The organism is Chengkuizengella sp. SCS-71B, assembly GCF_040100845.1.
Taxonomy (GTDB): Bacteria; Bacillota; Bacilli; order Paenibacillales; family KCTC-33759; genus Chengkuizengella.
Window position 1 is genome coordinate 1,781,153 of record NZ_JAZHSH010000001.1, and the last position, 22,734, is coordinate 1,803,886.

Below are 22,734 nucleotides of genomic sequence, written 5' to 3' on the forward strand. Positions count from 1 at the left end.
GAAGTTTATGGGATTAAAGAAAGGACCTTTTGTTGTGGCTCAAACTTTCTCAGTATTAGACCCGTATGATCCTGCGGATGAAAATATAATTGTACTTCTTAGTGATGGTGATTTTGAGATTGTAGCTACTGTCGATGTATGTGTTACACAGCCAAAGAAAACACAGATCTGTATTGATTCAATGGCTCAAATTGCTGTAATATCAGAGGATTCAACTTTTGAATTGACATATGAACTTTTGCGTAATGGTATTGTCATTGCAACGATCAATGATGAAATGGATTATGAGCCACCATTAGGTACCGATGGGAGACATACAAACTTTCCAAACTTTCCATTAGTGGATAATAAATCGAGTGCTGGAATCAATAAATATGAACTCAGAGTTACACGGGTTTCAACATCGGGAGCAGAAGATCTTGTTGTTTTTGTAGGCTCCAGAAGCCTGAAAGCAACAGTATTTGAATGCTAGATGCCAGTTTGAAAATAAAATATTATGATTAAACGGTTAACAGAAAGGGCGTAGAAATACGTTCTTTTTTTGTTGGGAAACTATCATCCATTGTGCTAGAACTACTTCATATTTTCAAATAAAAATTAATTTTTATAGGCAGATGCCCACTCGTTTAGGCTAATGACTACATATTTTGTAATAAGGACATTTAATATGTTTTTCTAACAAAATATAGGATGTGAGATACATGGATAGAAAAAATTGTAACCGTGAAGCAACGGGAGATTGTGCTACAGCATTTGGAAGAAGTACAGTAGCTAGTGGAGACAACTCTCTTGCTGAAGGAAGAAGCACAGTATCAGATGGGGATAATTCTCATGCGGAAGGAAAAAAAACAATGGCAGATGGGGATGCCTCTCATTCAGAAGGAAGAAACACCGTAGCACTGGGAGATTATTCTCATGCCGAAGGGGAAGTTACTCAAGCAATTGGAATAGCTTCTCATGCGGAAGGAACAAGCTCAAAAGCGAAGGGGGTTCAATCTCATGCCGAAGGAAATTGTACAACGGCATCAGGAATCTCTTCTCACTCAGAGGGAACAAATACTACAGCCTCTGGTGAAGCTTCCCACTCGGAAGGGAGAAATACCACAGCCAGTGGAGATTATTCTCATGCTCAAAATCGAGATGCCGTAGCCCAAGGGGACAATTCAACTGCCGAGGGATTAGGTTCTCTTGCCAGAGGATTAAACAGTCACGCAGAAGGATATATTACACAGGCAGATGGAGAAAATGCTCATGCGGAAGGTCGGAATACGAAAGCGACAGGAGATAATACCCATGCCGAAGGAAGAGATACACTTGCACAAGGTGATAACTCTCATGCGGAAGGAGAAGGGACGATGGCAATGGGTATCGGCGCTCATGCAGAGGGAACAAATACAGTTGCTTCTGGTGAACAGTCTCATGCCGAAGGAAGAGATACAGAAGCCAGTGGAGATCTTAGTCATGCCGAAGGAAGTCAGACGACAGCCGCAGAGTTCATATCTCATGTTGAAGGGGCACAAAATTCAGCATTGGATCTCGTTGATCACGCAGAAGGTGTTAGGAATATAGCGATAGGAATGCTTTCTCATGCTGAAGGAAGTAGAACGAGAGTCGAAGGAGGTGCGTCTCATGCTGAAGGTAGTATAACATTAGCCGAAGGAGATAGAAGTCATGCCGAAGGTTTATTAACTGTAGCTAGGGGAGACAATTCCCATGCCGAAGGAGCTGGGACATTAGCCGTAGGCGAATCTTGTCATGTTGAAGGTTTCCTTAATGAATCTGTAGGGAATTCTTCCCATGCCGAAGGCAATTTTACGACAGCCGAAGGATTTGCATCTCATGCGGAAGGCTGTGATACTTTAGCTTTTGGTGAATGCTCTCATGCCGAAGGAAGCAATACGACAGCCGAAGGATTTGCGTCTCATGCTGAAGGTTGTGATACGATTGCTTCAGGTGAATGCTCCCATGCCGAAGGAAATGGTACAGATACAAATAACAAAATAAATGCACATATTATGGGTCGTTCAGGTCGAGCTGTTGAAGATAATTCTTGGCATTTAGTGAATGATACTTTAATGGCTTTGATTAACGGGAATACAGGAGATGCATGTTTTGCAGGAAAAATTACTTCAGGTAGAGGATGTGATTTCGCTGAGTTGTTTGAAACATTGGATGGTAAGCCCATCGATAACGGATATTTTATAACAACAGAAGGTGATAAAATAAGGAAAGCTACAGATAAAGATAGTTATATCTTAGGTGTAACCAGTGCGGCTCCGGCTGTCTTAGCAGGATCGGGTTATGAATGGAATAAGCGATATATGACAGATGAGTGGGGTCAGGTGTTATATGAAGAGATCACCATTCCAGCGGATAAAGATGAGAAGGGTAACATCATTTCACCTGAGAGAGTCGAAAAAAGACAAAAGCTAAATCCAGAATATGATCCAGATAAAAAATATATTCCAAGAGCAGAAAGACCAGAATGGAAGGCTGTAGGATTAGTCGGACAATTATTAGTGAGAGACGACGGTACATGTGAAGTGAATGGGTTTTGCACATCTAATGCTGACGGAATTGCTACAAGAGCTCATAGTGGCTATCGAGTATTAAAACGAACAGATGAAGACCAAATTTTAATTATTGTAAAATAACATCAAAGACCTGCGGTAATATGTCAATTGAAAAATAAAAGAATATGAAGTTGTTTAAGATCAATTTACTTAAAAAAGACATCATGAAACTAGACCAGAAATTAAATGTAATTTACTGGAAGGTGGTAAAAGGTAGCGATATACGCCCCTTTTTGGCGTAAAGAGTTGGTGACTACGTAGTAGCATCCACCAATTGCACAATTTTTCTTGCGGTTAGAACGAGCTTAAAACTAAGGTATTGGAGAAAATGTTGCTTCTCTTTGGTCATCGTTTTGATGAGTTGATATCGAGATCTTGTCAGTTGCTGAAGAGCAACGTATTTGGCTTTCTTTTACCACTGACATTTGATTTCGTCCAAAGCGTAAGTAATCAGCGATGACGAAGGCGTCCATCTCATTTGTCTTGTTCATATCAGAATAGCTTTTCTTAAAATCATGATGTAGAAACATAGAAGGGTGAAAGCTATAGACAGATGTTGATTCTAACCCAATCTTTCACGTATCCGCATTCACACAATCAAAGGGAAGTTGGATAGCGTAATATAATACTGTAAATACATTTGCTTTAAGACTTTGGGATGCAGCAAACACAACACCCATTAACTTACCCCTTAACCAAGGAGCTATTGCAGTTCCTTGGTTATTTGTGTGAATGTCTAAAGGCAACAGTCCAAGCAACTTGATTAGATTGTTCATAAGATAGTACGAACGGATAATTTAAGAAGTTGGGAGGTAATTTAATGGAACTAGAAAAAGGACCATTTGTTGTTGCTCAAAGTGTTTCAGTAGATGATCCATACGATGATACTGATCCAAATGTAATTATTCTTCCCATTGATGGTTCACCTGTAGATGTTCTTACCGTCGATGTATGCGTCAAACAACCACAGAAAACACAGGTATCACTTGATTCAATGGGTCAAATTGCTGCTTTTATAGCATCTGCAGGAGCGAATTCCTTTGAAGTGAAATATGAAATCCTACGAAATAACAATTCTATTGCAATCATTAATGATGAAATGGATTATCAGGGAGCGAACGAGAGAAGACATACAAACTTCCCAAACTTTCCTGTAGTAGATAATAATCCAAATGCTGGTATCAATACGTATGTCCTCCAATGTACACAGGTTTCAGCATCAGGACCATCGTTAATAGCTGTTGGCTCACGAAGCCTTAAAGCAACTGTATTTACACTATAGAACTACAGTTTAAAATAAAATTTTATTCTTAAACGGCAAACAGAAGAGGCTGGGACATAAGTTGAAAACTAACTGATTTTTGCATAATACGCATAAATAAAATCGCATGAAATCAAGGATTATTAAATTGATTTCATGCGATTTATTCATTTTAATTGGGTTTTGTCCCAGCCTCTTTTTATTGGGAAAATATTATCCATTGAGCTAGGAGAGGGAAGCAGGAAGATAAAAAAGATATTAGTTTAGTATACCTATTTATTTCAAATATCCGCATTCACACAATCAAAGGGAAGTTGGATAGCGTAATATAATACTGAAATACATTTGCTTTAGATAGTTTGAAAATAAAATTTTATGATTAAACAGTAAACAGAAAGGGCGTAGAAATACGTTCTTTTTTATTGGGAAACTATCATCCATTGTGCTAGGGGAGGGAAGCAGGATGATAAAAAGAAAGTCCCTAATAAGAATACTCTTAATAAGGACCAGTACAGACAGCTTGCTTTTATATTATTCCAATTATCAATTAAAATATAACAGTTGGTTTTTTTACATTCATTAATATATAATTCATGCTCCTCAAGAACTTTTGATGTCTTTGGTGAAGGAGGACGTATCATGAATGTGAGAGGGATCTACAACCAACTACTAGACAACATCAAAGTCAGACATGGTAAGTGATATAACACTTAGATCATAGGAGTGTGTGCAGATAAAAATAAGCGAGAGAAGATCATTAATGATCTTGGAGCAGAAACTATATTCCTTGATGTTAGCCAAGAGGAATGCTTACAACGTTTGTAAGAAGGCAGTACAGGCAGTATGAATGGCAAGGGGTACATTGAGTTTGATCAATATGTTTAATGAGCTGGGCTTAACTGAATCACCCAATATGTCAATTTTAAAAATTCCTATACATTCGTCCATACGTCATCCTTTCATCCTGAATATAATGCATTTAACAATAATCTTAAACTAGAAAGGATGAACAAGTTATGACTGTACGCAAAGTTCCTACTTTTGAGTTTCCAACAATTAATGATGCACTAGCAGATTCAAAGCCTTACGATACCATTAGAGTTGGAGAAGGGAATTTCCCTGAAGCGCTTACCATTAACATAGAAGGCCTACGTCTTATTGGAGCAGGTAAAGGAAAAACGATCATTGACGGGGAAGGCGCAGGAACATCTGGCATTATTATTGATACAAACTTAGTCACCATTGAAGACTTAACGATTCAGAATTTCAGTAACGGTTCTGGTATTGAAATAGATAGGGAGTTGAATATTGTTCATAAAGTTCAGGTCTTAAATAATGGAAGGCATGGAATTGAAATAAATGAGGATTCTAATATAGTGATTCAATGTGAAAGCAACAAAAATATAGAAAATGGTATCCATATAGATAACAATTTTAATTATATTTTACATTGCAAAATGATTGGAAATCGATCTCATGGGATTTTTATAGATGACATAGTGAATAATACTTTAATACACTGTTGTTTGACTCAACAAAACATACAAGATGGAGTTCATAATGAGGGGGATGCAACTTACATTGTTTTCTGTGTTGCTATGAGAAATGGTGGACACGGTTTTAGAGATGGTAGTTCTTCATTTAATAATTTTTATGGGTTTAATAAATCAATCAGAAACAAAGGAAACGGTTTTTTAATAGACGTAGAAGCATCAGTATTTGATAATGTTAGTAAAAATAATGAGTTAAATGGGATATTAGTAATGGATGATGGTGCAAGGATTATAAAAAACGTAATTACAAACAATAAAGAAAATGGAATCCGAGTTGAAGACATTGAAAATGTGATTGATCGAAACATAATAAAGAACAATGGACTAGCTGGAATTCGTATTGCAGGAGATCAAACTGCTGCTCGTTCCAATTGTATAAGAGGTAATAACCCAGACATTATGGTAGAAGATTCAATCACTGATTGTACCTTTGCAGACAACGATTGTGAAACGAGTATGCCTTTAGGTTTATGTGAAAGAAATGACGCCATCGATGTACAGGAAGGAGAATCCATTCAAGAAGCTATAGATGAGGCACCGGATGGCTTTCAAATCAATATTGGGGTTGGAGTATTTAATGAGCTAGTTCTTGTTAATAAACGACGGCTCAGAATTGTAGGAGCAGACATGTGTAAAACCATCATTGATGGTACAAATATAGAAGGAGACGGCATTTTTCTAAACAATTTTCTCAATTCAATAGAAAATTTAACCGTTCAAAACTTTGGATCCAATGGCGTTGTTATCGATGATGAATCAAATTCAATAGATAGAGTTTTATCTAAAAATAATAAGGAAGATGGATTTTTGATCTCTAGTGGTGGAGTTTCCATTATTCTTTTAAATGAATGTAAGGCAATAATGAATATGAAAAATGGATTTAATGGATCTAATAGTAATTTTAATTACTTCCTTCGATGTAATGCAAATAAAAATTATCGTGATGGTTTTTTTGTAGAAGGTGGAAATTTACTGTTATTTAACGAAGCTAAAGAGAATAGTATGAATGGCTTTGTGTTAGACGAAGTTAATTTATGTATCGGAAACTGTGCTTTGAGAAATAAAGGAAACGGTTATTTTACCATAGATGAAGCTAATTTTTTATTTCGTAATAAAGTGATTGGAAATTTCTTAAACGGTATTATCAGCGACTCTTTTGAAGCTATATTTTGGGGTAATATATGTAACCAAAATGATGGGGACGGAATTGAAATAAATAACGAAAACAATGTAGTCGTTCGGAATATTTGTCAGTTAAACAAAGCGAATGGAATTCAAATAAATGAAGACACTGATCTTGATAGCATTATAGATCATAATTGTGTAGAAAACAATCAAGAAGCTGGAATCATCATTGAAGAAACAGATGCTGATTTCTTTGGCATCCGTTCTAACTGTTTATCAGGCAATAACCCAGACATTCAAAATAATTCACTAGAAGTCGATAATATTGCAATCGATGAAAATAAATGTAACTCTAGTATCCCAGACGGGCTTTGTGAAGAATCTTGTGGAACGAAAAAGTTTTTTAAGAGGTAACAAGGAATTTTTTTAACACTATTCATAGTAAGTTTGGAAGCAGTTTAGATTTTCCTTTCATAGTATATATTACATCATATATAGATAGATATTATGGGAAAGGGAGCTTTTTAAGTCTTTAGACAAACTTATATAGTAAATTCAAAACCCTGCAAATTTAACAGTTGGGTTATTTATTGTTAAGGAGAGTGGATAGATTGGAATTAAATATCAATTGGTATTGTTTATATAGCTCCTAGTGGTCCAAAACAAGCTATTCTTGTCGGTATTGTAATGGGATTAGCTGTTGATCCCACTGACTTTTAGGTAGTTGGTGGGGACTAAATTTTAAATCGCTGAGATCTTGAAACCCTTGAAGGATTGTTTATTTGTTGTTGATTCGCCGGTAAGATTCTTGTTATTGCACATGTGGAAAAGACGTCTATATCACCTGCACTTGAAATAAACCTACAAACGACAATGCCTTCCCCAACTTCTAATATTGTTTCTGTAAAGTTAAAGCCCTCACTTAGAAACGAAATGTTCACTAATTGCCCTTTCATAGAATTTACTAGGTTTGTCATTGGATCTTCACAACATGCACATTCCCCTTTGCTTTTTTTAATTGGTTGTTTAATATCTAATGGATTTCCCACGTTAGATATTGAAACAAATGTAATATTACAAATTGGAAGCTGACCAATATTTGTATATGCAATGAAATCTTTAACTTTGTTAATTGTAACAGAGTCAAAAGTAGATATAGGAGTTAAAATAACTAGACCTGGAATACCTACCAATTGTTCCAAAACACACTGCATCGGACATACGCAACAATCACACTTGCTCTCATCAAAAACACCCATTGAAACACTTCCTTTTAGTTTTTTATCAGTGTATTCATGTAAGTATTGCTTTGACTGGACGTGTGTACTGTTTTCCAAAATTGTACTATAGCATATTAAGTTTGATGATATTGTGGGGGTGTCCTGATGCTTACCGACCTTGAACGAAAGGTATTACTGTTGAAAATCCGGCTTTGATAGCACATTTCTTTTATCAAGTATATGAAGAATAAACAAGGAAATTATTATAAGATATTTATTTAACCAATAGAAAGGGAGATTTATGTAAAAAACAGCCCGTTGTATATGAAAAAAGGCTGTATAGTAAGTTAATTAATAAGCAATTTAGCAATTTAACTATAAAAAATAAAATGGAATAGATATTACTAAAACACCTATTATTGTTGTACCTAATGACCTCCAAAATGAAAATTGATGAGCTTCAGCCAAACATTTTATAGTTATGAAAATAGCCCATATGCCTATAATATAATCAAGTGAATTAAGGATAATAAATAATCTTTCAAGTAATAAACTACTCTCAATTCTAGGTTTATATTCAGTATAATTCTCAATTCCAAATAATAATAAGGAAGGTATTGCAACAAATATTAATAAATATACTTGTGGAATAAGAGAATAGGCGTAGGCATTACGGACTTCTTGAGTGGTACCTTTACCTCCTAACAAACTTCCAAACCATCGTAATAATATAGGATATATATAATATGCACCTACTGCTAAAATGAGTGAACCTATTATAGAAGTAAATAAAATAGAGGATAGATTCACAGAACTATTTATCTGGTCTATGGAATTAAGTATCAAATATGAAGTTCCAATATCTAAGTCGAAAGATTTAAAAGTACCTAAAAAAATCAATAAAAATAAAAATATTCTACTTGGCTTATTGTTTAAAACGTATCTCATTGTTTGTCTAGGTTTTAACCAAATCGAAAACCAAGGATTTATTACTATATCTTTTTTAAAATCATTTATATTTATATTTTTTTCATGAGTCTCATTGTTTTGTGCTTCCAATCATTGTTCCTCCCTTGATGGTTTTCTTTCGACTTATCCAAAGTGTTCACACTTAGTTATAGATACTAAAATATAAAAAATTTCAGGTTAAAAAGATCATTTACTTGCCATAGACCATCTTTTGATTTTCATTGTATAAATAAACTCATTTTGATAAATGAATGATGCTGATTCTGAATTCATATTTTGAATGATATACACCCTTGTTTGCGTTCCAATAATACAAACACTCGATTATTAATGAGTTTGGGTTCTTCCAACAATTCAATGGTTTCCTCATTCACAAAACTGCTGAAAATATATAATTGATGTTATTAATATTACTAATAAAAAGACGCTTTTTTTATTCTCTTACTCCTCCACTATGATATGTATTTATATAAAAAATTAATAATATAAGTAAAATAACACAAAAATTTTAATTTTAGTATGTGTAAATATTGGATGATTATAATAAAGTTAGTGGTTCGGTCTCATCCCAAATGAGACCATTATCCACTATAGGTAAAGTCTATCAATGTCAAATAAAAGAAAATATGAAGAACACAAATTCCCAATGTCTGCAAGTAAAGGTGATTTTGTGAGCTTAGAGTTACAAGGGTTTCAACAAGTGCTATAGATGATGTTTTGTCGCATCTAGAAGCCTAAAAGCCACGGTATTTGAATGCTAGATACCAGTTTGAAAATAAAATTTTATGATTAAAAGGTTAACAGAAAAAGAGCGTGGAGGTACGTTCTTTTTTTGATGGAAACTATCATCCATTGTGCTTTCATATTTTCTAATAAAAATCAATTTTGATAGGCAGGTGCCTTTTTAAATAGGTGTAGGTAATCACCCAATCGTATAGGTTATTGACTTCATATTTTGTATTGGGGTCATTTATCCATAATATCCTAACAAAATATAAGGACGTGATATACATGGATAGACCATGCGGAAGGAAACGGTACAGATACAAATAATAGAGTGAATGCACATATTATGGGACGATCAGGTTAAGCGGTTGAAGATAACTCGTGGCATTTAGTGAATGATACCTTAATGGCTCTTATAAATGGAAATACGGGAGATGCTTGTTTTGCAGGCAAAATTACTTCGGGTAGAGGGTGTGATTTTGCTGAATTGTTTGAAACGTTGGACGGTAAACCTATCGATGTCGGATACTTTGTTACAACAAAAGGGAAGAAAATAAGAAAAGCTACCGATAGAGATAATTATATCTTGGGTGTAACCAGTGCTGTTCCGACTGTCTTACAAAAGCTAAATCCTGAATATGACCCAGATAAACAGTATATTCCAAGATCAGAAAGACCAGAATGGGAGGTTGTTGGATAAACTGGTCAATTATTTAGTGAGAGACGACGGAACCAGTGAAGTAGATGGATTTTGTAAACCGAACGCTGAAGGAATTGCTACAAAAGCTCAAAGTGGGTATAGAGTTTTAGAACGAACAGGAGAAAATCAAATTTTAATTATTGTAGCAAGTCCTATGCAACTTTAAATGTAATTACACCTATACCTATTTATTTCAAATATACGCATTTACACAAACAAAGGGAAGTTGGATAGCGTAATATATACTGTGAAATACCTTCACAAATATTAACCCATTAAATTGCCTCTGACCAATGAGCTGTTACAGTTCCTTGGTTATTTGTATTTGTGTGAATATCTAGGGATACCAGTCCAAGCAATCTCTTTAGAGGTACATAAGATAAGATGAACGAAAAAAAGTTAGGAGGTAAGTTAATGGGATTGGATAAAGGACCTTTTGTAGTAGCTCATACGTTTTCTGTATTAGAACCGTATGATTCTGGGGCTGAAAATATAATTGTACTTCCTAATGATGGTGATTTTGAGATTGTAGCTACCGTTGAGGTGTGTGTTAAACAGCCACAGAAGACACAAGTGTCACTGGATTCAATGGCTCAAATTGCTGTAGACAATAATTTCATTACTTCTGTAACTTTCGAAGTAACTTATGAGCTCTTTCGTAACGGAGTAGTCATTGCAACGATCAATGATGAAATGGATTACCAACCCAATACTGGTGGAAGACATACAAATTTTCCAAACTTTCCTGTAATAGATAATAATCCAAGTGGTGGAATCAATACGTATGATCTTAAAATTACAAGGGTTTCTACAAATTTCCCTCAAATTAATATCTTCGTCGCATCTAGAAGTTTGAAAGCAACTGTATTTACAGTATAGATACCCAGTTTAAAAATAAAATTTTATTGATAAACGGTTAAAAGAATAGCACTGCTATAGTGCTTTTTTTTATCCCATTTTATATTCTCTATGCATTCGTCCAAACCATTTCAACATCTTTGAATAAAATAAAACATAAGTTCAATGTAAAATGGAGGGGTATGCATGGCTGTATTTAACTTAACTCCTGCCGATAACATTCAAGATGTCATAGATAACGTAAATCCAGGGGATACAATAAACTTAGGCGAAGGGACATATAACCAGTCCATAATTATCAGTATGGGTAAAGACTGTATTCGAATTGTAGGAGCCGGCATTGGAAAAACGATTTTGGATGGAACTGAATTAGGTATAATGAACGGCATAGAGATAGATTCATTTATGGTAACAATTGAAAAACTGACGGTTCAAAACTTTGGAGATCCAGGGATTTTTATTCAAAAAAGTGAAAACATCATAAATCAAGTCAAATCACAAAGCAATCAGAATAATGGAATGGTAATTGCTTCAGATGCTGAAAGAAATTTAATTATTGAATCTGAAGCTAATTTTAATGCAAATCCAGAAGTAGATGTAGATGGTATTCAAGTGAATGGAGATCATAATTATATAGTGAAATGTAAATTCAATGGAAATTCAGGAGATGGATTGGACTTGAACAGTTCCAACAATTTTGTGTTCTTAAATTGTGCAAAAGAAAATGGGGTCAGCGGATTCAATGCAGTTGATGGTAATGTTGTAAATTGTAACTTATTTATTTGTAATCAGGCGATTAAAAATGGAACTGATGGATTTATCATTAATAATACTAGTTTACTATTATGGAATAAAACTTTATGTAACAGTGATGATGGGATAGAAGCAGTTCTTGATAATAATTTGTTATGGGGGAATGAAGTAAAGGAGAATAATGAGGATGGCATTGATGTTAATAGTACTAATAGTAGAATTATCAGAAATAAAGTAGTAAAAAATGGGATTAAGCAAAACGATAGAGGCATTGAAATTAATGGAAATGCAAATATAGTCGATAATAACTGTGTTGAGAACAATGAGCAAGCAGGAATAATTGCAGATCTATTTTTTGATGGTAATGTGATCCGTTCTAATCGTTTAAGAAGAAATAATCCAGATATAGTGAATGAAGGTATTAATACCTTATTCGACGACAACAAATGTATAACAAGTGATCCAGCGGGCTTATGTCAGATAAACAATGAAGTGATAGTAAATGAAGGTGAGAGTATTCAAGCTGCCATTAATGCAGTGACAACAACTGAAGGATTTACGATTCGAGTAGGTGCAGGGACATTTCCTGAAATCATTAATATTGGTCTAGGGAAAGATCGCATCCGCATCATCGGTGCTGGACAAGGAAAAACCACCATAGATGGAGTAGGTCTAGGTGGAATAGGAATTAATATTGACGGGTCTTCTTTTGTGACAATAGAAAACCTAACCGTTCAAAAATGTGATAGTTTTGGCATACGGATAAATACAAGTGACAATATCCTTCATTGTGTGAAAACTTTGAATAATAAAGATGATGGAATCCGTATTGAAGAAATGAAGGAGCGTAATATAGTTATGTATTGTGAGTCAAGTGGAAATGTTGGAGAATTATCTGACGGTATAGAAGTAAATGGAAATCATAATTATGTAGTTTGTAGCCAGTTTAATTCAAATAAATGTAATGGATTACTACTTTTTAGTGGTGAGTTTAATTTGGTACTAAATAGTATTTTTCATGAAAATGAAGGGGATGGATTGCTGTCTTTTGGTAATAACAATTATTTTATTTGTAATATTGCAAGGAAGAATATTGGGGATGGTTTTGATTTTGAAAGTAATGAACTAGATGATGATAATCATATTGTCCTCTTTAATAAAGCCTGTGAGAATGCGGATGATGGACTTTGTGTATGTAATAATACCTTAGTGTGGGGAAATACTTGTATTACTAGTGGTGAGGATGGGATTCAAATAAACAATGATAACAATAGAGTAATTCGCAATACTATAAAGAATAGTGTTGAATCCGGTTTAAGAAATAGTTTGCTTTTTAACATTATCGACAATAATATTATTGTAAATAATAACGGAGGAATTTTGTTGCAGACAGGAAGTGATGATAACAAAGTTCGCTCCAATTGTTTAACAGGTAATTCACTAGATATTATTGACCAAGGTATAAACAATATTATTGATGAAAACAAATGTCAAACGAGTATTCCTGATGGGCTTTGTGAAGATTGTTAAATATGCTGAAAGCCATTGTTAATTCAATGGTTTATTTAAGTTTAACTTGTATTTGAAGAATCCCCCTATCAATTTTTAAGAGTACAAACCTAAAAGACAGTACTGTGCACTCAATTTACATACAGATCTAAAATTTTGAAATTGACTGGAGTTTTTTTAATTGATACGAAAAGTAAAATTACAAGAAGTTGAAGACAATGTTACTTTGTTCGATGAAGAAAGACCTCAGCGTCTAAAATTTGAATTTTATAAATTTCTATACATTCGTCCATACGTTATTCTTTCATCGTGAATATAATGCATTTAATAAAAAGTCTAAATCAGAAAGGACAAAACGAAAATGACTGTACGGAAAGTTCCAACTGCTGAATTTCCAACGATTAATGATGCATTAGTAGTATCTGCTCCATACGATACTATTAGAGTAGGTGAAGGAAATTTCTCTGAAGCGCTTACTATTAATATAGATGGTCTTCGCATTATTGGAGCAGGTAAAGGAAAAACAATCATTGATGGGCAGACCTTAGGGGCTAGTGATGGCATTACAATAAATAATCAATTAGTTACCATTGAAAATTTAACAGTGCAGAATTTTAAAGGCACAGGTATTTTTGTGAATTTTCAAAATAATATTGTCCATAAGGTACAAGTCATAAATAATGAAATAGGAATTGAACTAAACAATGGAAGTAGAAATATGGTATTTGAGTGCGATATAAATGGAAATGTTGGAGATGGAATAATTTCAAGAAGAGGTAATACTTTTATTATGCATTGTAAATTAATAAATAATAAATCTAACGGACTATTAGTAGAAAGCAATGTTAGTAAGAATTTAATTTTTTGTTGTGTAGCCGAACAAAACACTAAAAATGGATTTTTCGTGGGAGGAAGACTATGTTATGTCTTTTCCAATGCTGCTATAAAAAATGGGGACAACGGTTTTAGTGATTCCATTACATCGTTTGAAAATATATATGCATTTAACAAATCATTGGATAATATGATGAATGGATTTTTAATAGATAGTGAAGTAACATTATTTGATAATGTTAGTAAAAACAATGTTTTAAATGGTATATCAGCAATGAATGGCGTAACAAGAATTATAAAAAATCATGTAAGCAATAATAAAAAAGCTGGAATTCAGGTGGGAAGCAATGAGAATGTCATTGATCGAAACTTCGTAAAAAATAACAAGGAGGCTGGCGTTCATATAGCTGGTGATGAAACTGCTGTCCGTTCGAACTGTATAAGAGGAAATAATCCAGATATCTTGTTGGAAGAATCAATAATGGACAGTACATTTGCAGAAAATGATTGTGAAACAAGTATCCCGCAAGGATTATGCGAAGAAAATGATATCATAAATGTCCAAAAAGGAAAATCTATTCAACAAGCTGTAAATGGTGCAGAAGATGGTTTTCAAATAAACGTGAATGAAGGCATTTTTCATGAGCAAGTGAACATTCCTATTAGTAAACAACGTCTTAGAATTGTTGGATCAGGTAGATGTAAAACAATCCTTGATGGCACAAATATAGAAGGGGATGGGATTACAATTAGCAGCCGCCTCAATTCTTTAGAGAATCTCACGGTACAAAATTTTGGGGTCAATGGAGTAAATATAGAGGAGGATTTTAATACATTAGAAAAAATTCAATCAAAAAATAATATTGAAGATGGATTTATGATCACTGAAGATGTAAGTTTTTTCAATCATTGTGAAGCAATTATGAATGGAAGAAATGGGTTTAATGGCGAAGATACTAATTACTTTATTAAATGTAAAGCAAACAAAAATCAAAGTCATGGTTTCATAGTTGTAGATTGCAATATATTTTTATTTAACGAGGCAAAAAATAACATCTTGAATGGCTTTTCATTCAATGATGAACATATTTGCATCGAAAATTGTGCTATAGATAATAGAGCCAACGGATTCCTCTCTCGATTTGATGATAATTTATGGTTTTTGAATAAAGCAATTGGAAATTCATTAAATGGTATTGAAGTAAATGAAATTGATCATATCATTTGGGGTAATGTATGTAATAAAAATCAAAGTAACGGTGTTGAGTTGACTGGCTTTAATAATCGTGTTCTAAAGAATATATGTCAAATGAATAAAGACAATGGAATAAAAGTAATTGAAATACTTCAACCAGAAGTTAACACGATTATAGATCAAAATTGTATAGAAAACAATGGAGAAGCTGGCATTATTATAGAAGATTCAACAATTGATTTTTTTGGTATCCGTTCGAACTGTTTATCTGGTAACAACCCAGATATCCAGAATAATTCTTTAGAAGATAATAATATGTCAATTGATGAAAATAAATGTAACACAAGTATTCCAGATGGGCTTTGTGAAGGCATTTGTGAATTGAAGAAGTTTTATAAGAGATAATTGTGCTTTTCTATGAGCTCTTTTTTTACATTCCAGCCCATAGATAAGAGTCCAAGCAACTTCATTATATGGTTCATATGATAGTATGAAATGTTATTTTAATTTAATTTAAGAGTTAGGAGGATATTATATGGGATTAAAGAAAGAATCTATTGTCATAGCTCAGACTTTCTCGGTATTAGATCCATATGATCCTGAGGCTGAAAATATAATTGTACTTCTTAATAATGGTGATTTTGCGATTGTGGCTACTGTCGATGTATGTGTTAAGGATCCACAGAAAACACAGGTATGCATTGATTCAATGGTACAAATTGCTGTAAATAATGATGATGGACCTCCTTCTGTAACTTTTGAAGTAACATATGAACTCCTACGCAATGGCACTATCATTGCAACGATCAATGATGAAATGGATTATGAGGCTGGCGATAGACATACAAACTTTCCAAACTTCCCTTTAGTAGATAATAATCCAAGTACTGGAATCAATACGTATGAACTAAGAATTACAAGAGTTTCAACAAATGCACAAGGAGATATTTTTGTTGCTTCAAGAAGTCTTAAAGCAACAGTATTTACAGAATAAATACTCGTTTAAAAATAAAATTTTATTATTAAACGGTTAACAGAAGGGCACTGATAAGGTGTTCTTTTTTTTGTTGGGAAAATATCATCCATTATGCTCATAAAAATAGTTTTAATTATGTTTGTTTTTTCAAGTAAATCTTTGTACCTACTATTCTACTATTATTTATATGTTTTATCATACAATACTCAAAAAAATATAAATATAATATACATATATGTATATTTATATTTGTAATACAAAGAATTTGCAGGATAAATTAGTATAAACTCATTATTTTTATTAAATACGAGGATATATAGTATTTTTATTTATGGAATTAATAATCTATAGTGTATTAAGAGAGAAAAAAATAACTTTAGAAGGATTTTTAATAAAAAAACTTGTGAGAGTCTTTTTGATGCTTCATATGAAATCTACTATTGTTGAGATAGTTTGATGGAAAAAACATAAAGAAGGAGGAGGTGATTTTGATGAAAAAAATTATGCTTTTGGTGGTTGCTATCACTATAATCACATTTTCACAAAGTAACGTTATTTTAGCTGATGGTCCTGGATGTCCACTCAATAATGATGTGTGCTTTGAACAGAAATGATTAGATGAGTTCGTGAGTGAAGGTCTATTGTTTATTCAAGTAGTTTTATGATTAAACGGTAAACAAGAATGGCGCTGATACTGATATAGTGCCTTTTTTTGTTGGGAAATAACTATTCGATTGAAGAACAGATGATACTGATGAGGTACTATGAATAACAACCCATTTTACATGATTAAATTTTCCTTTATGCATCCGTCCAATCCAATTTATGATTTCGCGAATATACTCTATAAACGAACGATTTCAAAAAAAAATGGTGAGGAGTGAACAACATGGTCATTAACGTTCCAGCAGATGAGCCGACGATTAATGATGCTTTGTTAGTAGCAAGTGCTGGTGATACCATAAGAGTTGCTGCGATTACCTGCAATGAATCGATCACGATAGGAGCAGGATTGGATTGCATACGAATAATAGGGTCAGGGATTGGGAAAACGATTGTGGATGGCGTTGGATTAGGTGTAAACACAATTGGATTTGATATTCAGGGATCAGGATTTATAGCGATTGAAAATCTATCGGTTCGTAATTTTGATAGTTTTGGTATTCAAATTAGTACTACGGAAAATATTATTCATAAAGTTGAGGTATTAAATAATGGAGATGATGGCATTCAGATAGGTGCTGAACGGAATTTAGTTATGTCATCAAAAATCAAATCAAATTCAGGCAGAGGTATAAATGATTTATCAAATAATTACCTTGTGTCAAATGATATCTTAAATAATGAAATTGATGGAATTATTTTCGCTGAGGAAAGCAGCTTAGCTTTAAAAAATGTAATTAAAGGGAACAAGAACGCAGGAATAAGCTCACGTGCTCCAAATAATTTAATCATTAATAATACTGTTTTAAAAAATGAAGATGAAGGAATTCAATCATCATTTGGGGATTTTATATTCGCAAATAAAGTAATTAAAAACTTAGGAATTGGTATTGATTTGCGTGGAGGTTCAAACATTTTAGTTTGGGCAAATGATGTGAAATGTAATGATCAAAATGGCATGTTTTCTAGAGTGGATCGACAGAAAATGATTAGAAATAATATCATGAATAACGGTAATATAGGGATTGAAATCCGAACAACTACCGATAATAACTTAATAGATAATAACTGTATTGAAAATAATACAAATCAAGGAATACTAATTAATCCAAATTCTATTGATAACGTCATCCGATCTAATAAATTAGCAGGTAATACACCAGATATAGATAATGAAGGGATGAATACGTTATTTGACAACAACAAATGTAGAACGAGTGATCCAGCGGGTTTATGTCAAATAAATAATGAAGTGATAGTAAATGAAGGTGAGAGTATTCAAACTGCCATTAATGCTGTGACAACAACTGAAGGTTTTACGATTCGAGTAGGTGCAGGAACATTTCCTGAAATCCTCAATATTGGTCTAGGGAAAGATCGCATCCGCATCATCGGTGCTGGACAAGGAAAAACGATCATAGATGGAGTAGGTCTAGGTGGAATAGGAATTAATATTGATGAGTCTTCTTTTGTGACCATAGAAAATTTAACCGTTAAAAATTGTGATAGCTCTGGAATACGAATTAATACTAGTGATAATATACTACATTGTGTAACTGTGTTTGGAAATTTAAACGATGGTATGTTCATAACGGAATTCAGCGAACGAAATATGATCATGAATTGCGATTCGAGTGGAAATAATGGTTTGGGAATTTCAGTAGACGGCGATCACAACTATATCATTTGTAGTCAGTGTAATAGAAATAGCTTAGAGGGTATAAGATTTAATCAGGGTGAGTTTAACCTGGCATTTCATAATTTTTGTGATGGAAATCTTGAAGGAATAGAGCCGGCTGGCGAAAATAATTTTATTATTAGTAATTGTGTATTGAATAATCAGGATGGTATTGAAGCAGATGGTGATTTCAATTTAGTTCTTTGGAACAAAGCATGTAATAATAACCGTGATGGAATTGATGTAGAAGATAAAAATAACTTAGTTTGGGGTAATGTTTGCAGTAATAATGAACGTGATGGAATCTTAGTTCAAGAGGATAACAATAGAATCATAAACAATATCGTAAATAACAATAAGGGTGAAGGGATCATAATTGAAGATCCTTCCGGTGATTTCAATGTCATTGACAATAATAAAATCGTCAATAATGATTTAACAGGAATTTTGTTAGAAAATAACACCAATAATAACAAAGTTCGTTCCAATTGTTTAATAGGAAATACACCAGATATTAATGACCAAGGTACAGATAACATTATTGATGAAAACAAATGTCAAACGAGCATTCCTGATGGGCTTTGTGAAGATTGTTAAATATGAATGCTATTAGCCGTTATTAATTCAATGGTTTATTTTAGTTTCCTTGTGTTGAGGTCCCTCCATACATTTAATCAAAGGATAACAAGGACCAATTCAAAATGTTGGTTCTTTTTTATTGTAACAATCTTGGTAAAATAGCACATTTTTAAACAAGTAAGTCACTTGTCTATACAAATCATAGCGTTTGAACATAGAATATATTACCTCCTAGACATAGGAGGGTGTGCGCTCATATATATCTCTCTACGGTGTAAACCTCACTATTAGTTATAGTGGGGTTTTAAACTATAAGTCAATATAGCTATTCAAAATCCTGCTTTTTTAAAATGTCCTTTACAAAGGGTACACTTTATTTAAAGAGGTGTGGGAAATTAAATATCATTCAATATTTTTTTAAAACCCCACTATATAAATAGTGAGGTTCTCTACAGTAGAATTTAATTATACTGTTATTTCGGGTGGATATGGCGGTTCATTCCTTGAATCGTTGCCATACCCTTTATTTAAGTGATGTTTTTCTATAGTTTGTAGTGTTTTAGGAATTAATCCATTAGGTAATTATCCTAATTTATAGTAAGTGATTATGACTTAATAATTATTAACTGACTTTCAAGGAAAGTATAGCCTGGTGCTGGTTTAGGAGGACCCATGTCGCTTTCAATAGCAAAAGTATTCACAATACAATTTTTACTAGCGTTTGTTTTGTCAATTTGCATCTCATAATGTGGTATGTTCATTACATTAAAAGTAAAAGTACGAAGTTGTCCTCCAGGAATGTTAAAGTTTTCTGTTGTTAATACCTGATTGCCCGCTGGTGTCCATTGTATAAGTTCAACTATTATATTACATACTTTTGAATCACGATTTATCATTGCAAGATGAGCATAGTTAGCACCTATATCACTATTTGGACTTAATGCACCAGTAGAAAGTATTTTTCTTTTGCAATCTTTCGAAATGGTAAGTGGGTTTGGAGTCATTTGCATACACCTCCTTTTCTTTCCCCTTTACCTTTATATGCAAAACTAAGTCCTCCTGTTTGTACTTCTATCTATTAAAAGCAAAAATTCCACGTATGTCTCTCTATCAATGTGTTATTTAACGTATTCCGAAAGAATGCTCCAAGATTATATATTCTAGGGATTATGATTCACCTTTTTGACTTATTTTTCCCGTAATTAGAACAGACTATATTTTTTTTATTATTTATAGTTTTCGTTTTTCTTCTTATTCTTAGCCGCTTCTCTTATTTCTTTTATAAAATTGTTCTTATCTTTGTCTTTAAATTCCTTAAGAAATTTTTGGGATGTATTAGAGTTGACTTTTTCATTTTTAACATACCATAGACCATCATCAAAATTATAAGACCAGTATTGTCCGTCTGTAGTTCTTGTTAATATTAATATTACTTCATCATTTTTTCGGACATGTTTTGAATTAGTGGTTTCATTAGAATTACCATGTTGTAAAAACGTGATTGTTTTGTTTGGCTCATTACCATAAATTACTTCGTCAACTTTTATTGTAGCAGGTGTGACATCCATTTTTGAGGAAAATTTAGTGTTTATACCGGTATCTTTCTGGAAAGTTGCTACTTCCTGTATTACTTTTCCCTTTACAATAAGATCAACATTCCAGAATTCTTCCGATAAATTGTTTGTCATTGGGGCAATAGATGTATTATCTTCAACATTAAAGTTGTTATATGAATTATAAACAAAGCCTGTAGATACCCCTAAAACAATAGCAAGAGATAAAGAAAATATCCAAATAATTGATTTTCTCAAATTAATCCCTCTCCTTATCTATATTTGTAGTTAACTTCACCTTCATCATAAGTAACGTCATAGCCGCCTTCCAAATTCTGTGTCATAATAGATCTTTATTTAGTGGAACAATCAATGGAAATGGTTTAATCTTATTTGGAGAGAGCTTTTTAAGGGCGCATGTGTCTATAGACTAGTTGAACTAGGTTATGTAAGTGTTAATGGTGGTAAGGCTAATGAAGCAGAAGGAGATATCCCTCTTTTATTTACAGTTGAAACTGATACTTTAGCTTTAGATCATACTATTTCACACCTCAATCGTCAATAATTATAATTTCAGTACAGAAGTTAAACATATATGTCTAACTTCTGTACTAGTTTAATCTATGTTTTTATAAGATTAAAGGAGTGTATAATATATGAAGAAAATATCAAAGTTGCTTATAGTTATTAATGTCATTCTATTAGTGGTTAATTTTGGTACCTTTTTGAATAAATATAATCTTAATAAAGATATAGAAAAGATGCAAAATCGATATTATTCAAAATTTATTGATGCATCAAAAGAATTAAATGAGTTTTTAAAAAGTAATGAAGTAAAAATTGTCAATTCTAATAATGAGTATATATATCGTTTATTAAGAGTTGAAGAAACTTATAAAGCTTATCAACTATTTACATTTCTTAATAATTATAATGAAACTGAGCAGTTTAAAGATATTAGTTATTTATTTAATGATTTATGGAATGTAATCGCTATTGGAGATATAAGTGAGAGATCTTCGGATGAAATAAAAAAAATGTCTGATAATATTTCTGAATTAATTAATCAATTTTCTCTATATATTGACTACAAATAAACATTAAACAATTATATTGAAGAAACATTTAAAAATTTGAATAATATGGGAAAAATTAACGATCAGAAAATGATGCTACTGAATTAGCGAGAAAATTAGATGCAAGACTAAGGTTTGCTAAACATAAAATGACAGAGAAGGTCTTTTTTTATGTATTGACTTGGGTTAGAATACATTTTCAAACAAGTATGTCACCTCGGACAGTCACATTAAAATTTGTTGAAGATACTCATAAAAAAAGCTTCTTCCATTGTAGAGAAGCTTTCTTTGTTTTTTGAACAATAAAACTTTAAATTAATTCTTGAATTCTTGTGATTTTACAAGTGGAAATGGCAAGATTAGGAATCGGATCACCCTCACTATCTATAACATTATCTAATATAACAATTCCTTCTCCAATTGATAAAATATTTCCTGTAAGTGGAATCTGAAATTCATCCCCATTTGTTTGCGTTATGAATTCAACTTCAACTTCAGTACCAATACCAAGTGAAACTAATTGATTTGTAGCTGGATCCTCACAACAGTTGCATTCTCCTTTTACATCTTTACGCACTGGTTTTAAATCAGTATTACTGTCTATTGCACTACTTCCAACTGCTGTAACATTACATACTGCAAAGAATGCCGGAATTTCACCATCTAGAGTCTCCGCAATGAAATTTTCGACAGATGTGATTAGATTTAATTCTTGACTAACTGGTGTAGATATGATTATAGGACCTCGATCTACTAATTGTTTCATCACACACTGCATTGGACAAATGCAGCAATCACATATGGTTTCATCGAAATGTCCCATAAGACTCACCTCCTTTTTACATTTGATGAGTTATTGTATGAATCGAATGAATGGATTGATTGGTTATATGTCTGAGTATATAAAAAATCCGCATTTGTCTGTGTCATTTT

The 22,734-nt window shown here is 32.8% G+C and carries 20 protein-coding genes and 1 pseudogene; 14 read left to right on the plus strand and 7 right to left on the minus strand.

The genetic code is table 11. The features are described 5' to 3' along the window. The first annotated feature begins 7 nt into the window (after positions 1-7). Positions 8-472 (plus strand): hypothetical protein, encoded by a 465-nt coding sequence (locus tag VQL36_RS08795; RefSeq protein WP_349248949.1) that lies wholly within the window; start codon positions 8-10, stop codon positions 470-472. A gap of 229 nt (positions 473-701) precedes the next feature. Further along, positions 702-2,654: a peptidase G2 autoproteolytic cleavage domain-containing protein gene (locus tag VQL36_RS08805; protein ID WP_413789497.1), complete on the plus strand. Its 1,953-nt coding sequence runs from the start codon at positions 702-704 to the stop codon at positions 2,652-2,654. A gap of 223 nt (positions 2,655-2,877) precedes the next feature. On the opposite strand, the pseudogene VQL36_RS08810 reads toward VQL36_RS08805, so the two are convergent. Next, positions 2,878-3,148 (minus strand): annotated as a pseudogene (locus tag VQL36_RS08810) (IS110 family transposase); the annotation flags it as partial. Continuing rightward, on the minus strand, positions 3,149-3,349 hold the full coding sequence (locus tag VQL36_RS08815) for a hypothetical protein (protein ID WP_349251230.1): 201 nt from the start codon (positions 3,347-3,349) through the stop codon (positions 3,149-3,151). It lies immediately after the preceding pseudogene. Positions 3,350-3,393: 44 nt separating this feature from the next. Between VQL36_RS08815 and VQL36_RS08820 the strand changes: the two genes are divergently transcribed. Both VQL36_RS08820 and VQL36_RS08825 read left to right on the plus strand, forming a co-directional pair. Then, complete coding sequence (locus VQL36_RS08820; RefSeq protein ID WP_349248950.1) at positions 3,394-3,855, plus strand: hypothetical protein; 462 nt, start codon at positions 3,394-3,396, stop codon at positions 3,853-3,855. Between the two features lie 995 nt (positions 3,856-4,850). After that, a complete protein-coding gene (locus VQL36_RS08825; protein ID WP_349248951.1) occupies positions 4,851-6,926 on the plus strand; it encodes a NosD domain-containing protein in 2,076 nt (691 codons plus the stop codon). Positions 6,927-7,246: 320 nt separating this feature from the next. On the opposite strand, the gene VQL36_RS08830 is transcribed toward VQL36_RS08825, so the two are convergent. Next, positions 7,247-7,771, minus strand: coding sequence for a hypothetical protein (locus VQL36_RS08830; protein ID WP_349248952.1), 525 nt, complete (start codon positions 7,769-7,771; stop codon positions 7,247-7,249). A 336-nt stretch (positions 7,772-8,107) separates the two neighbouring features. Continuing rightward, the gene (locus VQL36_RS08835; RefSeq protein WP_349248953.1) at positions 8,108-8,791 is read right to left on the minus strand and encodes a Yip1 family protein; all 684 of its coding nucleotides are present in this window, start codon (positions 8,789-8,791) and stop codon (positions 8,108-8,110) included. Positions 8,792-9,833: 1,042 nt separating this feature from the next. Here VQL36_RS08835 and VQL36_RS08840 point away from each other — a divergent pair. The 9 genes from VQL36_RS08840 (at position 9,834) to VQL36_RS08880 (ending at position 19,190) form a co-directional block, all read left to right on the plus strand. Then, entirely contained in the window at positions 9,834-10,127 is a 294-nt protein-coding gene (locus VQL36_RS08840) for a peptidase G2 autoproteolytic cleavage domain-containing protein (protein ID WP_349248954.1), read from the plus strand. After that, positions 10,120-10,293, plus strand: a complete 174-nt coding sequence (locus VQL36_RS08845; protein WP_349248955.1) for a hypothetical protein — start codon at positions 10,120-10,122, stop codon at positions 10,291-10,293. Before VQL36_RS08840 ends, VQL36_RS08845 begins: the two co-directional genes overlap by 8 nt. 248 nt (positions 10,294-10,541) lie before the next feature. Further along, positions 10,542-11,006: a hypothetical protein gene (locus VQL36_RS08850; protein WP_349248956.1), complete on the plus strand. Its 465-nt coding sequence runs from the start codon at positions 10,542-10,544 to the stop codon at positions 11,004-11,006. Between the two features lie 165 nt (positions 11,007-11,171). Then, positions 11,172-13,268 (plus strand): right-handed parallel beta-helix repeat-containing protein, encoded by a 2,097-nt coding sequence (locus VQL36_RS08855; protein WP_349248957.1) that lies wholly within the window; start codon positions 11,172-11,174, stop codon positions 13,266-13,268. Between the two features lie 160 nt (positions 13,269-13,428). Beyond that, complete coding sequence (locus VQL36_RS08860; RefSeq protein WP_349248958.1) at positions 13,429-13,560, plus strand: hypothetical protein; 132 nt, start codon at positions 13,429-13,431, stop codon at positions 13,558-13,560. Positions 13,561-13,608: 48 nt separating this feature from the next. Then, positions 13,609-15,681 (plus strand): right-handed parallel beta-helix repeat-containing protein, encoded by a 2,073-nt coding sequence (locus VQL36_RS08865; RefSeq protein WP_349248959.1) that lies wholly within the window; start codon positions 13,609-13,611, stop codon positions 15,679-15,681. Positions 15,682-15,811: 130 nt separating this feature from the next. Next, positions 15,812-16,270, plus strand: a complete 459-nt coding sequence (locus VQL36_RS08870) for a hypothetical protein (RefSeq protein ID WP_349248960.1) — start codon at positions 15,812-15,814, stop codon at positions 16,268-16,270. 473 nt (positions 16,271-16,743) lie between these two features. Continuing rightward, positions 16,744-16,866: a hypothetical protein gene (locus VQL36_RS08875; protein ID WP_349248961.1), complete on the plus strand. Its 123-nt coding sequence runs from the start codon at positions 16,744-16,746 to the stop codon at positions 16,864-16,866. 275 nt (positions 16,867-17,141) lie between these two features. Beyond that, the gene (locus VQL36_RS08880) at positions 17,142-19,190 is read left to right on the plus strand and encodes a right-handed parallel beta-helix repeat-containing protein (protein WP_349248962.1); all 2,049 of its coding nucleotides are present in this window, start codon (positions 17,142-17,144) and stop codon (positions 19,188-19,190) included. A 587-nt stretch (positions 19,191-19,777) separates the two neighbouring features. Here VQL36_RS08880 and VQL36_RS08885 read toward each other — a convergent pair. Both VQL36_RS08885 and VQL36_RS08890 read right to left on the minus strand, forming a co-directional pair. After that, the gene (locus VQL36_RS08885) at positions 19,778-20,176 is read right to left on the minus strand and encodes a hypothetical protein (RefSeq protein WP_349248963.1); all 399 of its coding nucleotides are present in this window, start codon (positions 20,174-20,176) and stop codon (positions 19,778-19,780) included. 222 nt (positions 20,177-20,398) lie between these two features. Continuing rightward, positions 20,399-20,983, minus strand: coding sequence for a hypothetical protein (locus tag VQL36_RS08890; RefSeq protein WP_349248964.1), 585 nt, complete (start codon positions 20,981-20,983; stop codon positions 20,399-20,401). A 398-nt stretch (positions 20,984-21,381) separates the two neighbouring features. Between VQL36_RS08890 and VQL36_RS08895 the strand changes: the two genes are divergently transcribed. Further along, entirely contained in the window at positions 21,382-21,822 is a 441-nt protein-coding gene (locus VQL36_RS08895) for a hypothetical protein (protein ID WP_349248965.1), read from the plus strand. Positions 21,823-22,111: 289 nt separating this feature from the next. On the opposite strand, the gene VQL36_RS08900 is transcribed toward VQL36_RS08895, so the two are convergent. Next, on the minus strand, positions 22,112-22,624 hold the full coding sequence (locus VQL36_RS08900; RefSeq protein WP_349248966.1) for a hypothetical protein: 513 nt from the start codon (positions 22,622-22,624) through the stop codon (positions 22,112-22,114). Between the last annotated feature and the right edge of the window lie 110 nt (positions 22,625-22,734).

Bases quoted from the DNA above. Each gene is read 5' to 3' on its own strand.
- VQL36_RS08830 (WP_349248952.1), bottom strand. From the start codon at position 7,771: ATGGGTGTTTTTGATGAGAGCAAGTGTGATTGTTGCGTATGTCCGATG.
- VQL36_RS08900 (WP_349248966.1), bottom strand. From the start codon at position 22,624: ATGGGACATTTCGATGAAACCATATGTGATTGCTGCATTTGTCCAATG.
- VQL36_RS08825 (WP_349248951.1), top strand. From the start codon at position 4,851: ATGACTGTACGCAAAGTTCCTACTTTTGAGTTTCCAACAATTAATGAT.
- VQL36_RS08840 (WP_349248954.1), top strand. From the start codon at position 9,834: ATGGCTCTTATAAATGGAAATACGGGAGATGCTTGTTTTGCAGGCAAA.
- VQL36_RS08795 (WP_349248949.1), top strand. From the start codon at position 8: ATGGGATTAAAGAAAGGACCTTTTGTTGTGGCTCAAACTTTCTCAGTA.
- VQL36_RS08875 (WP_349248961.1), top strand. From the start codon at position 16,744: ATGAAAAAAATTATGCTTTTGGTGGTTGCTATCACTATAATCACATTT.
- VQL36_RS08895 (WP_349248965.1), top strand. From the start codon at position 21,382: ATGAAGAAAATATCAAAGTTGCTTATAGTTATTAATGTCATTCTATTA.
- VQL36_RS08865 (WP_349248959.1), top strand. From the start codon at position 13,609: ATGACTGTACGGAAAGTTCCAACTGCTGAATTTCCAACGATTAATGAT.
- VQL36_RS08820 (WP_349248950.1), top strand. From the start codon at position 3,394: ATGGAACTAGAAAAAGGACCATTTGTTGTTGCTCAAAGTGTTTCAGTA.
- VQL36_RS08885 (WP_349248963.1), bottom strand. From the start codon at position 20,176: ATGACTCCAAACCCACTTACCATTTCGAAAGATTGCAAAAGAAAAATA.
- VQL36_RS08850 (WP_349248956.1), top strand. From the start codon at position 10,542: ATGGGATTGGATAAAGGACCTTTTGTAGTAGCTCATACGTTTTCTGTA.
- VQL36_RS08870 (WP_349248960.1), top strand. From the start codon at position 15,812: ATGGGATTAAAGAAAGAATCTATTGTCATAGCTCAGACTTTCTCGGTA.
- VQL36_RS08880 (WP_349248962.1), top strand. From the start codon at position 17,142: ATGGTCATTAACGTTCCAGCAGATGAGCCGACGATTAATGATGCTTTG.
- VQL36_RS08815 (WP_349251230.1), bottom strand. From the start codon at position 3,349: ATGAACAATCTAATCAAGTTGCTTGGACTGTTGCCTTTAGACATTCAC.
- VQL36_RS08855 (WP_349248957.1), top strand. From the start codon at position 11,172: ATGGCTGTATTTAACTTAACTCCTGCCGATAACATTCAAGATGTCATA.
- VQL36_RS08805 (WP_413789497.1), top strand. From the start codon at position 702: ATGGATAGAAAAAATTGTAACCGTGAAGCAACGGGAGATTGTGCTACA.